At 64.0% G+C, this 13,306-nt stretch carries 6 protein-coding genes; 2 read left to right on the forward strand and 4 right to left on the reverse strand.

Annotated elements, in window-relative coordinates; translation table 11 throughout:
• Positions 1-53 precede the first annotated feature (53 nt).
• Both AC5RU9_RS00140 and AC5RU9_RS00145 read right to left on the reverse strand, forming a co-directional pair.
• Complete coding sequence (locus tag AC5RU9_RS00140) at positions 54-392, reverse strand: P-II family nitrogen regulator (RefSeq protein ID WP_017199639.1); 339 nt, start codon at positions 390-392, stop codon at positions 54-56.
• Positions 389-1,708, reverse strand: a complete 1,320-nt coding sequence (locus AC5RU9_RS00145; RefSeq protein ID WP_494014898.1) for an ammonium transporter — start codon at positions 1,706-1,708, stop codon at positions 389-391. The genes AC5RU9_RS00140 and AC5RU9_RS00145 overlap by 4 nt, the downstream gene beginning before the upstream one ends.
• A 225-nt stretch (positions 1,709-1,933) precedes the next feature.
• Between AC5RU9_RS00145 and AC5RU9_RS00150 the strand changes: the two genes are divergently transcribed.
• The gene (locus AC5RU9_RS00150) at positions 1,934-3,154 is read left to right on the forward strand and encodes an MFS transporter (RefSeq protein WP_211713514.1); all 1,221 of its coding nucleotides are present in this window, start codon (positions 1,934-1,936) and stop codon (positions 3,152-3,154) included.
• A 66-nt stretch (positions 3,155-3,220) separates the two neighbouring features.
• Here AC5RU9_RS00150 and ftsY read toward each other — a convergent pair whose 3' ends face one another.
• Together ftsY and smc are read right to left on the reverse strand one after the other, a co-directional pair.
• On the reverse strand, positions 3,221-4,426 hold the full coding sequence (gene ftsY / locus AC5RU9_RS00155) for a signal recognition particle-docking protein FtsY (protein ID WP_211713513.1): 1,206 nt from the start codon (positions 4,424-4,426) through the stop codon (positions 3,221-3,223).
• A 20-nt stretch (positions 4,427-4,446) separates the two neighbouring features.
• Positions 4,447-8,025, reverse strand: a complete 3,579-nt coding sequence (smc, locus tag AC5RU9_RS00160) for a chromosome segregation protein SMC (RefSeq protein WP_494014899.1) — start codon at positions 8,023-8,025, stop codon at positions 4,447-4,449.
• 352 nt (positions 8,026-8,377) lie between these two features.
• Here smc and AC5RU9_RS00165 point away from each other — a divergent pair, with 352 nt between their 5' ends.
• Positions 8,378-13,291: a DUF4082 domain-containing protein gene (locus AC5RU9_RS00165; RefSeq protein WP_494014900.1), complete on the forward strand. Its 4,914-nt coding sequence runs from the start codon at positions 8,378-8,380 to the stop codon at positions 13,289-13,291.
• Positions 13,292-13,306: the final 15 nt, after the last annotated feature.

The raw sequence follows: 13,306 nt of genomic DNA on the forward strand, positions 1-13,306 counted from the left end.
ACTGGTACCCGGCCCTCTTCGTGGTGCCTCAGTAGCTGGTGGTGGCTGGTGGCCTAGATGGCCGCCGCGCCTCGTTCACCCGTCCGGACCCGGACTGCTTCGTAGACATCCACGGTCCATACTTTGCCGTCGCCGGCCCTGCCGGTGTTCGAGCTGGCGATGAGGACATCAAGGATGTCGTCCGCCTGTTCGTCCGTGGCGAGGACCTCGATCCGGATCTTTGGCAGCAGGTCCACGTTGTACTCAGCTCCGCGGTACACCTCGGTGTAGCCGCGCTGCCGGCCGTAGCCGCTTGCTGCGCTGACCGTCAGGCCCTGGACCCCGTAGGCTTCGAGGCCTTCCCGGACTGCTTCGAGCTTTTCGGGACGGACGATCGCTGTGATGAGCTTCATGCCTGGACACTCTCCTTGCCTTCTGCGGGAGCCTTCTCTTCTGACTTTCCGGTCATCGCCTCATGGAGCGGCTGGAAGCTGCCCCTGTGGCCGTTGACACCGAACTCGTATGCCGTCTCAGCGTGCAGGCTGAGGTCCACGCCAACGTTTTCTTGTTCGGTGGAGACCCGGAAGCCCATGGTCTTGTGGATAGCCAAGGCGATGATGGCCGTCATGATGGCCGAGAAGGCAATTGCGATGCCGGCCGCTGCGAGCTGTGCCCACAGTTGGGTAAAGCCGCCGCCGTAGAAGAGGCCGCCGCCAACACCGTCCACCGGAAGTGCGATGAAGCCCAGTGCCACGGTGCCGATGATGCCGGACACGAGGTGGACACCCACGACGTCAAGGGAGTCGTCAAAGCCCCAACGGAACTTCAGGCCGACCGCCAGGGCGGAGGCGACACCGGCAACTACGCCGAGTCCCAGTGCACCGACCGGGCTGACGTTGGCACAAGCGGGGGTGATGGCCACCAGGCCGGCAACCACACCGGATGCTGCGCCGAGCGATGTCGGGTGTCCGTCGCGGATGCGTTCGGTGATGAGCCAGCCGATCATTGCCGCTGCGGGAGCTGCGAGGGTGTTGACCCAAATCAAGCCACCCTGCTCAGCTGTGGTTGCTGCGCCGCCATTGAAGCCGAACCAGCCAAACCACAGGATGGCCGCGCCAAGCATGACGAACGGGATGTTGTGGGGGCGGTGGTTCGGGTCTTTGCCGAAGCCGCGACGGTTACCAATGATCAGGACCAGGACCAGTGCTGCCACACCGGCGTTGATGTGCACCACGGTGCCGCCGGCGAAGTCGATGGCCGGGCCGAGTGCCTTTCCGATTGCGCCCTCCGGGCCGAACAGGCCGCCACCCCACACCATGTAGGCCAGGGGGCAGTAGACCAGCGTGACCCAGACCGGGACGAAGATGGTCCATGCGCCGAACTTGGCGCGGTCTGCGATGGCGCCGCTGATGAGCGCAACGGTGATGATGGCGAAGGTGGCTGCGTAGCCGACCTTGATCAGGCCATCAGGGGTGGAAATGCCCTCGAGGCCGAAAGTGGCGAACGGGTTGCCCACGATTTCAAGGAAGCCTTCGCCCGAGCTCATCGATGCGCCCCACAGCACCCAGACAACTCCGACGATGCCGATGGAGATGAAGCTCATCATCATCATGTTCAAGGCAGCCTTGGCGCGTGTCATGCCGCCGTAGAAAAATGCCAGACCAGGTGTCATGAACAGCACGAGTGCCGCCGCCACCATGACCCATACGTGACCTGCGGTAAGTTCCATGGTGCACGTTCCTCTCTTGCTTTGGTTCTGCGGTTCAACCGCTGTCCTGACGCCCTTTGCGTCCTGCTTAAGAGTTTTGTGCCACCGTGTTTCACCTGCGCAGGTTTTATATTGCGGGCTGGTTACAACAACCTCCCCAACGTAAATGGTGCATATCCCCGCTGTTACGGATATGTTTCAGGCGTCAGACTTCACCCGAAAACCAACCCGAAGGACCCCCACCGCATGACCCAGTCGCCCAGATCCGTCAAAGCTCCAAGGATCCGGCCTGAGAAGACTCCCTTGCCACGCGACATCAAGGTGATGTTGGCTGCGGCGTTCCTGATCGCGTTGGGATTCGGTTTGGTGGCCCCTGTGCTGCCCCAATTCGCCACCACTTTTGACGTTGGTGCTACTGCCGCCGCCGTGATCGTCAGTATTTTCGCCTTCATGCGCTTGGTCTTCGCTCCGGCCGGCGGTGCCTTGATCGGCCGGTTCGGCGAGCGGAACGTCTACGTTTCCGGCCTTTTGATAGTCGCCGTGTCCACAGCGGCATGTGCCTTCGCCCAAAACTATTGGCAACTGCTGGTCTTCCGTGGCCTGGGAGGGGCGGGCTCGGTGATGTTCACCGTCGCGGCCATGGGCCTGCTGATCCGGCTCGCTCCACCCGAGCGTCGTGGTCGTGTATCGGGGGCATATGCCTCGGCATTCCTGATCGGCAGCGTGCTGGGTCCGGTGGTGGGCGGCCTGCTTGCGGGCTTCGGACTCCGCGTTCCATTCCTTGCCTACGCGGCAGCCCTGCTTGTGGCCGCTGCGGTGGTCCGCACCATGCTGAGCGGCGAGGGACATGCCGCGACGGACGCGAGCCCGGCTCCGGCAATGACCCTTAAGGAAGCACTTGCGGACTCGGCCTACCGCGCCGCGGTGTTCTCCAGTTTCGGCAACGGCTGGGTGACGTTCGGCGTCCGCATGGCCACTATCCCACTGTTCGCCGTGGCGGTACTGCAGTCGAAGCCTGAGACGGCTGCGTGGGCGTTGGCAATCTTCGCAGTGGGCAACGCCACCGCGCTGACATTTTCCGGGCGGCTGGCGGATGCATGGGGACGGAAACCCCTGGTCATTCCCGGACTCGTCATCACAGGACTCGCTACCGCCGTCATTGGCCTAACCACGGGACTGCCGGCATTTCTTGCCGCTTCCGCCGTGGCAGGCTTCGGCTCAGGTTTGCTGGGGCCAGCCCAACAGGCCGCCGTCGCCGACGTCATTGGCCGCGGGCGTTCCGGCGGCAAGGTCCTCGCCGTTTTCCAGATGGCCGCGGACACCGGCGCCATTATCGGCCCCATCGTGGCGGGGCTTTTGGCCGATGTGCTCGGCTACGGCTGGGCATTCGGCATTACGGGTGCGGTCCTGCTGGTCACCGCAATCGCGTGGCTGCCGGCGCGCGAACCCCTGGGAAACAAAAACTGACCGACAGCAAGGGGTGCGGAACATCCCCTGCCGCCGGCCAGTACGCCGTGTTGTGATGTTGAGCTGCTAGTTGAGCAGCGCGTCCACGAAGCTTTCCGCATCGAACGGTGCGAGGTCATCCGGACCTTCGCCCAAGCCAATCAGTTTCACTGGAACGCCCAGCGACTTCTGGATGGCCACCACGATGCCGCCCTTTGCCGTACCGTCCAGCTTGGTCAGCACGATGCCTGAGATGTTGACCACCTCAGCGAAGACACGAGCCTGGTTGAGGCCGTTCTGGCCGGTTGTGGCATCCAGGACCAGCAGGACCTCGTCCACCTCGGCGAGCTTCTCGATGACCCGCTTGACCTTGCCCAGTTCGTCCATCAGGCCGGTCTTGTTCTGCAGGCGTCCCGCGGTGTCCACCATGACCACGTCGACTTCCTGGTCGATGCCCGCCTTAACGGCCTCGTAGGCCACCGATGCCGGGTCCGCTCCGTCAATGTCCGACTTCACGGTGGGCACTCCCACGCGCTGCCCCCACGTAGCGAGCTGCTCGGCTGCAGCAGCACGGAATGTATCAGCAGCGCCGAGCAAAACGTCCTTGTCCTCAGCCACCAGGACACGGGCCAGCTTTCCCACCGTGGTGGTCTTACCCACGCCGTTGACGCCGACGACAAGGACGACGGCGGGCCGGTCACCCTTGCGTTCGACGTTCAGGGAACGGTCCATGCCCGGGTCCACCAGCTTGATGAGCTCTTCGCGCAGCATGGCCTTGACGTCCTCAGGACTGCGGGTACCCAAAACCTTGACACGTTCACGAAGCGCATCAACCAATTGCATGGTGGGCTCGGTGCCGAGGTCTGCAAGCAGGAGGGTCTCTTCTACCTCGTCCCAGACGTTTTCATCGATTTTGTCGCCTGAAAGAAGCGCCAGGAGGCCTTTGCCCAGGATGTTGTTGGATTTGACCAGACGGGCACGGAGCCGGTTGAGGCGGCCCTCGACGGGGTCCGGGGTATCAATGGCGATGGTTTCGAGCCCGGCGGCGTCGTCGGGAACATCGGTGTCGGCAACCGTTCCGTCAAAAGTGGGTGCCGGTGCATTTACGGCATCCGGGCGGTCCTCCACCAGGGTTCCGCCGCCTGCTGCCGAGGACTGGACGGGGTCGTTCGCGTCCCGTGGTCCAGGGTATTTGGCCCCGGATTTCCGGGCCTTCAGCAGTACCGGCACGAGTCCGCCGACCACCACGAGCGCAGCGACAATGGACAGAATTATGGGAAGGAAATCGTTCACTCCCCTACCTTCTCATAAAGCTAAGCCCCGGCACCGAGCCTCTGGCTGATGACGGTAGACACCCCGTCACCCCGCATGGTCACTCCATAAAGGGCGTCCGCCACTTCCATGGTGCGCTTCTGGTGGGTGATCACGATCAGCTGGCTGGATTCGCGAAGTTCCTCGAAAATGGTGATGAGCCGGCCCAGGTTTGTGTCGTCCAACGCGGCTTCAACCTCGTCCATGACGTAGAACGGCGATGGCCGCGCTTTGAAGATCGCCACCAGCAGGGCAACGGCCGTCAGGGAACGCTCGCCGCCGGAAAGAAGCGACAACCTTTTGATCTTCTTGCCGGCGGGCCGTGCTTCCACTTCGATTCCCGTGGTGAGCATGTCGTCAGGATCGGTAAGGACCAACTTGCCTTCGCCCCCGGGGAACAGTCGAGCGAAGACGTGGTCGAACTGGGCGGACGTGTCGGCAAAAGCCTCTGTGAAGACCTGCTGGACGCGGTTGTCCACTTCCTTGATGATGTCCAGGAGATCCTTACGGCTGGATTTGAGGTCTTCCAGCTGGGAGCTGAGGAACTGGTGGCGTTCCTCCAGCGCCGCAAATTCCTCTAGCGCCAGGGGGTTTACTTTTCCCAACGCTGCGAGGTGGCGCTCAGCTTTCCTGAGTCGTTTCTCCTGCTCCGCGCGTACGAACGGGACTCCTTCAACCACTGGTTCGCCGTTCTCATCCACCGGCGCCCGGAGCTCGGCCCACTTGTCGGTGGTGGTTCCGGCGGGCAGGGGCACTGGCCGATCAGGACCGTAGTCGGCTATCAACTGCTCGGCAGATAGCCCCAGTTCTTCGATGGAGCGCGTTTCCAGGGCTTCGATGCGCAACCGCTGCTGGGTGCGCGCCATTTCGTCCCGGTGCACGGAGTCGGTCAGCTCAGCGAGCTCCCGTGCCAAGGCCTCGTTTGCCGAGCGGACCTCACCCAGTTCGCGCTCCAACTGCTCACGCGTTTGCTCCGCGAGATCGCGTTCGCGGCCGGCAAGGTCCACCGATATGTCCACGAAACGAAGGGTCTGCTCCACCGCCGACGCGACGGCAGCCGCTCGTTGAGCCTGGGCACGTCGACGCTGGGCGCGGCGTGCGGCCTCTTCGCGGGCACGACGCTCGGTTGCGGCGGCCCGCTCAAGGGACGCCGCCCTGTTGCTGATGGCGCCAAGTTGTTCTTCCGCGGTCCGAAGGGCAAGCCGGGCTTCGGTTTCCAGTGAGCGGGCAGTCCTGGCCTGGGCTGCGAGCTCGTCACGCTGGTCAGTGGACGGCTCCTCGTCGGGAGCTTCCTGCGCCGCGGCGAGCCGTTCCGCGGCGACTTCAAGGTCCAGTTGCGCCCCGGCGATATTGGCCTCGGCCTTGGCCATGGACGCGGCAAGCCGATCGCTTTCGCCAACCGCGCTGCGAAGGATGGAGTTCAGGTGCCCCAACCTCTCTGCGACGGCGGCAAGGCGGGCATCCGATTCGTGTAGCCGTTCCAACGCCGCATCTGCGCGGTCCTGCGCTTCGGCGCGCCGGGCCTGGGCGCCGGCCAGGGCAAAGCGTCCACGCTCCAAACGGGCAGCGACCTCCTGGAGGCGGGCCCCGGCGTCGTCCACTGCGGCCTGGACTTCCAACAGTGACGGGGCATTGGCCGAGCCGCCGACCACTGTCAGCGCGGTCAGGACATCCCCCTCCAGGGTGACGGCCGTGAGGTCCGGCCGTTCCGCAACCAGCGAGGCTGCTGCCCGGACGTCATCGACGACGACGACCCCGGCCAGGAGCGCCAAGGTACCTTGGGCAGCCGGATCACCGATTTTCACGACGTCGGCAACCCAGCGACTGCCGGCCGGAAGCCCGTTGCTGTTCCGGTCGGCCTGGTGGTCGGATCCACCGTCGGCCAAGAGCAGCGTCGCACGGCCGGCGTCGTCCTTTTTCAGCAATCCGATGGCGGCAACAGCGCCGGCGGCATCGCCAACCACCACCGCATCGGAGGCACTTCCCAAAGCGGCGGCGACGGCGGCCTCGTATCCTGGTTCAACGCTGATCATGGCCGGGAGTGGGCCAAGAATCCCGTCCGCTGTCAGGAGCCGGCCGGAGCCGTCCTTCCGGTTGAGCCCCAGCTGCAGCGCGTCCCGACGCGCCGTCAACGAGTCCCGCTCCCGAACAGCTTCCCGCTCGGCGGCTTTCAGCTCTTCGATTTCCGCGAGGACTGCGTCCAGCACCTCGTTGGCTTCCTCATACTCGGCGTCGAGGCTCTCTTCGCCGTCCTCGACACCCGCCACTTGTGTTTCCAGCGCCGTGAACTCGCTTTGGGCCTTCCGGCGCCTTTCGTCGCCTGAAGCAAGCGACTCCCGGAGCCGGCCGCGCTCAGCTTCGGCGGCTTCCGCACGGGAACGCGCTGCGGCAACCTGGCCAGCCAACCTGGCCAAGCCCTCCCTCCGGTCCGCGGCGGCTCGAAGCATTGCCGTGAGCCGCTTGTCCTCGGCGGCGGCGAGCGCCTCCGCCCCGTCCTTGGCCACGGTGGCTTCGAGCAGGGCCGCCTGTTTGGCGAGGATGTCATGTTCCAGGGCCGCTTGTTCTTCACGAACGCGGGCCGCTTGCCGTTCCAGCTGGTCGGGGTCGCGGCCCGAGTCCACGGCTGCTTCGGAGGAACCGAGGAGCCGCCGGCGTTCAGTGGCCAGGGAACCGAGGGAGCGCAGGCGTTCCCTGCCGGCGGAGAGCTGATACCAATGGTCGCGGGCCGCGTTGAGCCGCGGAGTCGCCTCGGCGGCCTGCTGTTCCAAGGCAGCCTGACGTCGGCGGCTCACCGCCAGGCCGGCCTCGACAACCTGGCGCCGCTCTTTCAGTGCCGCTTCGTCGGCGACGTCCTGTTCAAGGGAGGTTGTCAGTTGCACGAGGTCGTCAGCGAGGAGCCGGGCGCGGGCGTCCCGGACATCGAACTGGACTGTCTGTGCCCGTCGCGCGATCTCCGCCTGCTTGCCCAACGGCGTGAGCTGCCTTCGGATCTCCGCCGTCAGGTCGCCGAGCCGGGCCAAATTGGCCTGCATCGCTTCAAGCTTGCGGACCGTCTTTTCCTTCCGGCGGCGGTGCTTAAGGATCCCGGCCGCCTCCTCGATGAAGCCGCGGCGGTCTTCAGGAGTGGCATGCAGGACACGGTCCAACTGCCCTTGACCGACAATCACATGCATTTCACGGCCAAGGCCAGAGTCGGACAGGAGCTCCTGGATGTCCAGGAGCCGGCATGGCGCACCATTGATGGCGTATTCGGAACCGCCCGTCCGGAAGAGCGTGCGCGAGATAGTGACTTCGCTGTACTCGATGGGCAGGGCGTTGTCCGCGTTGTCGATGGTGAGCGACACATGGGCCCGTCCCAAGGGAGGGCGACCTGATGTGCCGGCGAATATGACGTCTTCCATCTTGCCGCCACGCAGTGTTTTTGCGCCCTGCTCGCCCATGACCCAGGCCAGCGCATCCACCACGTTGGACTTGCCTGAGCCGTTGGGACCGACGACGGCGGTGACGCCGGGTTCGAAGTCGAACGTCGTGGCCGACGCAAACGACTTGAATCCGCGGACAGTCAAACTTTTCAAATGCAAGGCGCTTCGGTTCTCCTGGATGGACCGGTGTTTGTATCCCCAAATCTACTGCCGTTGGTGCGAAATCCGCGGATCTGTTGCCGGAATGCCTTGCGGGCGGCCAGCCGCACCCCTACACTCCTGCCAAGGGTTACATGGACTTTTCGTTCCGGTGATCCGGCCCGGGCTTCGAACTTTTGTTGGCCTGCGCCGGATCCGGTCCCGTTTTTCGGAACGATCCGCCCATGTGGCGAACCCGTGTTCCACAACTGAAGATCTAGGTTTGACCCTGGCTGGGGAGCGACAAGCCGGGACCTGCGCATAAACCCCGTGGGCCCGTCTTAGCTATCGGCGTACCACTCCAGGAGTTCTGATGCCCGGTCCTTCAGCTTCCCGACCACAGCGAGTCTTCAAGGGTTTTCTCTTGCCCCTGGTGATCGCCCTGGTTGGGGCATTTCTGCCCCTCAGCGCAACGACGGCGATTGCTGTGGGACCTTGCGACCCCGTGGTGAATCCGGTGGTCTGCGAGAATTCGAAGACCGGCAGTCCGCCCTCCGAGTGGGACATCAACGGCGCGGGCGATGACACCATCCAGGGCTTCGCAACAGACATCAGCGTCAATGCCGGCCAGCCCATCCGGTTCAAAGTGGACACCAAGGCGACCACCTACACCATCGCGATTTACCGGACGGGCTGGTATGGGGGCAACGGGGCCCGCAAGATCGCCGATGTGACGCCGTCCGTATTGCGACAGACACAGCCAGCCTGCCGCAGCGACCTCACCACTGAGCTTTACGACTGCGGTACCTGGGCCGTGTCGGCAACGTGGCAGGTTCCGGCAACAGCTGTGTCCGGTGTCTACATCGCGCTCCTCACACGCCCTGATACCGGGGCAAAGAGCCACATCACGTTCATTGTCCGCAACGACGGGAACCGTTCCGCCGTCGTCTTCCAAACTGCGGACGAAACCTGGCAGGCCTACAACACCTATGGCGGCTCGGACTTCTACCAGGGTGCAGCGAACGGCCGGGCCTACAAGGTCAGCTACAACCGTCCGATGGCAACCCGTGATGGTCCGAACGGCAGGGACTTCTACTTCGCCAACGAATACCCCATGGTCCGTTTCCTGGAGCAGAACGGCTACGACGTCAGCTACATCAGCGGCCTCGACTCGGACCGCAGCGGCGCGGAGTTGCTGAACCACAAAGTGTTCCTTTCGGTGGGGCACGATGAGTACTGGTCCGGTCCGCAACGGGCCAACGTCACCGCCGCCAGGGACGCCGGCGTAAACCTTCAGTTCCTTTCGGGCAACGAGATGTATTGGCGGACCCGATTCGAACCCTCAACAGTGGACGGAACAGCAAACCGCACCCTCACCTGCTACAAGGAAACCTGGGGGAATGCCAAGATCGACCCCAGTGCACAGTGGACGGGCACCTGGCGCGACCCCCGCTTCGCCTCCCAGGCCAACGGTGGTGGCCTGCCCGAGAACGCGGTGACCGGGACCATGTACATGTCCAACCACTCCGACTTGCCCATTACGGTGAAGGCGGACGAAGGAAAGACCAGGCTTTGGCGGAATACCTCACTGGCCTCGTTGCCCGCCGGTTCTTCCGCGGCGCTGGCAGCCCATACGGTGGGTTACGAATCCGACGAGGACCTGGACAACGGCTTCAGGCCAGCCGGCCTGATCCGCCTATCCACCACTGTGGGGAGTGTTCCCGAGTACCTCCAGGACTTCGGCAATACAGTCAAGCCAGGTAATACCACCCACAACGTGACCCTCTACCGGGCCGCAAGCGGCGCGCTGGTCTTCTCAGCCGGCAGCGTCCAGTGGACGTGGGGGCTGGACCAGGAGCACGACGGCGCCGGCGCACCTGCCGATGCCAGGATGCGGCAGGCGCAGGTCAACCTGCTCGCCGACATGGGTGCACAACCTGCCACCCGGGCGGCCGGCCTGGTGGCTGCTGTTGCGAGCACAGACACCACCAAGCCCACCGCAACCATCTCTGCTCCCGCCAACGGAGCAACGGTGGCACAAGGCAGCAGCGTCACCGTCACGGGAACCGCCAGCGACGTGGGCGGCGTAGTGGCCGGCGTCGAAGTTTCCACCGATGGTGGCACCACCTGGCACCCTGCTCAGGGTAAGACGAGTTGGACGTACACGTACGTGCAGAAGGGCCTTGCCACGGCAACCATCCAGGCGCGGGCCATCGACGACAGTGCCAACGTTGGGGCGGCGGTGAGCCTGAACCTTACCCTCAACGGCCCCTACAGTGTGTTTGGCCAGACAGTTCCCGCTGTCCAGGACTCCGGTGACGGCGGCGCCTACGAAATGGGCTTGCGCTTCTCACCGTCAGTGGACGGTTTCATCACTGGCGTGCGTTTCTACAAGAGCACCGCCAACACCGGAACCCACACGGGTTCCCTGTGGAGCTCCACCGGCGAGCGCCTGGCCACCGCCACTTTCACGAATGAGACCGCCTCGGGTTGGCAAACAGTCCTGTTCACCCAGGCAGTCCCCGTGGCTGCGGGCCAGAAGTACACTGCCTCTTTCTGGGCCCCCAATGGCCACTACGCCACCAAGGACTATCAATGGGCAAGCTTCGGCTTCACTGACGCACCGTTGAAGGTGGCGGGTGGCTTCGGAGCGGAGCCAGCCGGCGTTTACAGCACGTCGCAAAGTTTCCCGACCACCAGCTACAACGGCGGCAACTACTTCGCAGACGCCGTCTTCAGTACCGTGGACAGCTCCCCCATGACGGTTTCGGGCCAGACGCCCATCCCGTCGTCGTCGAGCGTATCGGTCAACACCAAGGTGAGCGCCGTGTTCTCCAAGCCGGTCACCGCGGCCAGCGTCCAACTGACGTTGACGTCCCCGTCCGGGCCGGTGGCGGGCACTACCGCTTACGACGCCGCCACGCGGCGGGCGACCTTCACGCCGTCGAGCGCGTTGGCGTTCAGTACCCAATTCACGGCGACCTTGGCCGGCACTGATTCCGTCGGTGGTCCTGTGACGTCCGGTGGGACGTGGTCCTTCACGACTGCAGCGACCCTTCCGGTTCCCGGTTCTTGCCCCTGCAGCCTTTTCGATGACTCCGTCACCCCGGGGATAGCCGAATTGCGGGAAGGCGTTCCCGTGACCCTTGGTGTGAGGTTCTCGAGTGTTTCGGCAGGCCAGGTACTCGGCGTCCGCTTCTACAAGTCCGCCGGCAACACGGGCACCCACAATGGCGCCCTGTACTCGGCAACCGGCCAGCAGTTGGCCACGGTCGCGTTCACCAACGAAAGCACTTCGGGATGGCAGACGGCCATGTTCAGCCAACCCATCCAGATGGCTGCCAATACGGACTACATCGTGTCCTACAAGTCCCTGACCGGAACGTATTCGGCAACGACCAACGGATTCGGTTCCGGAATGAGTGTAGGACCGTTGCGGGCAGCTTCTGACGCTGGCGCTTACACGTACAGCGGAGATTTTGCTTCCTCCAGGTCCACAACCAGTTACTTGGTGGACGTCGTGGTCACTGTGCCGAACACTCCCTTCACAGTGGGCTCCCAATCGCCGTTGCCCAACGCGTCCAGTGTTCCCCTGAACACCACGGTCAGTGCGGTGCTCTCCGAGGCCGCCGTAGGGTCGAGCGTGAGCACGGCGTTGAAAGTGACCGGCGGAGCCGCCGTAGCCGGGACATCCAGCTACGATCCAGCAACGCGTAAAGCCACATTCACTCCCACTGCCGCCCTCGCAGCAGGGACGAACTATACGGCCACAGTGACAGCTACGGCGCAGTCGGGACAGCCGATGTCAGCTGGCGGTACCTGGACCTTCACCACGGTTCCGGCACCGAGAACACCTGGCGTGTGCCCTTGCACTCTTTACCAGGACACGGTGACGCCAACCACCCCGGATGCCAACGACGCCGTGCCGTTGTCCCTGGGCGTCAGGTTCGCGAGTGACACAGCCGGCCAAGTCACTGGCGTGCGCTTCTACAAGGCGGCCGGCAACACCGGAACACACACCGGTTCGCTCTATACCGTCAGCGGAACGCTCTTGGCCACCGTCACGTTCACCAACGAGTCCAGCAGCGGATGGCAAACGGCTGTGTTCAGTCAACCGGTGAACATCGAAGCCGACACGGAATACGTGGCAGCGTACAAGTCTCCCACCGGTAGTTACTCCTACTCTGCAGGCGGATTCGGTCCGGGCTTCACCAGTGGACCATTGCGCACGGATACAGATTCGGGAGCATATGCCTACAACAGTGACTTCCCCAATGCGTCCACCACTGCCAGTTACCTGGTGGACCTGGTCTTCGGGACGCCGACGGCACCGCTCACGGTATCGGAGCAGGTTCCGGCACCGGGCGCCACAGGTATCCCGACCGACGTGAAACCGTCCATTACTTTCTCCTCCGGCATCAACGCCGGTTCGTCCTTCACCCTGACGGCGAACGGCACCTCCATTGCCGGCACGGCCGCTCTCTCCTCGGACAGCAGGACCGTCACCTTCACACCCGCGGGCCCACTTCCCAACAGCACGGTCATCTCAGCCAGCGTGGCCAACGTCGTCTCTCAACAGGGGCAGGCGTTCCCCACTACCAACTGGCAGTTCACAACCGCGGCCCCGACAGTCCAGATGTCCACGATCTTCGGCTCGCTGACACCCCAGACTGCCTCCGCCACAGATGTCATGCCCGTGGAGTTGGGCACGGCCTTCACCGTTTCCCAAGCAGGCAATGTCACCGGCATCCGCTTCTACAAGGGGACTGGAAACACTGGAACCCACGTGGGCTCGCTCTGGAACTCGGCGGGCACGCGGCTGGCACAAGTGACCTTCACCAATGAAACGGCAACAGGATGGCAGACAGCCACCCTGGCCACACCTGTGGCATTGTCGACCGGCCAGACCTACGTGGTTTCCTACCGTGCCCCCGTCGGCCGGTACTCTTACACGCAGGGCTTCTTCAACCAGACGTGGACGTCCGGCGTCTTCACCGCTTCCGGGCCCAACAACGGGCGCTACCGGTACGGCTCGGGAGGCGTCATGCCGGCCAGTTCGTTTGGGGCGACAAACTACTTCGTGGACGTTGTCTACTCAAGTGCCGCACCCGCCCAGCAAGCGGCGGCGGCACCGTCCCCATCGCCAACCGCCACCCCGACGCCTACGCCAACGCCAACGCCAACGCCAACGCCAACAGCTACGGCAACGCCCAGTGCGACACCGAGCCCGTCACCAAGCCCCACCCAGTCCGGTGGCCTGCTCTGCGGACTGCTGCCGCTCTGCTGAACGCCCAACGGACGG

This window comes from Arthrobacter sp. B0316-5-4 (genome assembly GCF_059090325.1).

Coding starts and splice junctions, on each gene's coding strand:
- AC5RU9_RS00150 (WP_211713514.1), top strand. CDS start 1,934: ATGACCCAGTCGCCCAGATCCGTCAAAGCTCCAAGGATCCGGCCTGAG.
- AC5RU9_RS00145 (WP_494014898.1), bottom strand. CDS start 1,708: ATGGAACTTACCGCAGGTCACGTATGGGTCATGGTGGCGGCGGCACTC.
- AC5RU9_RS00140 (WP_017199639.1), bottom strand. CDS start 392: ATGAAGCTCATCACAGCGATCGTCCGTCCCGAAAAGCTCGAAGCAGTC.
- AC5RU9_RS00165 (WP_494014900.1), top strand. CDS start 8,378: ATGCCCGGTCCTTCAGCTTCCCGACCACAGCGAGTCTTCAAGGGTTTT.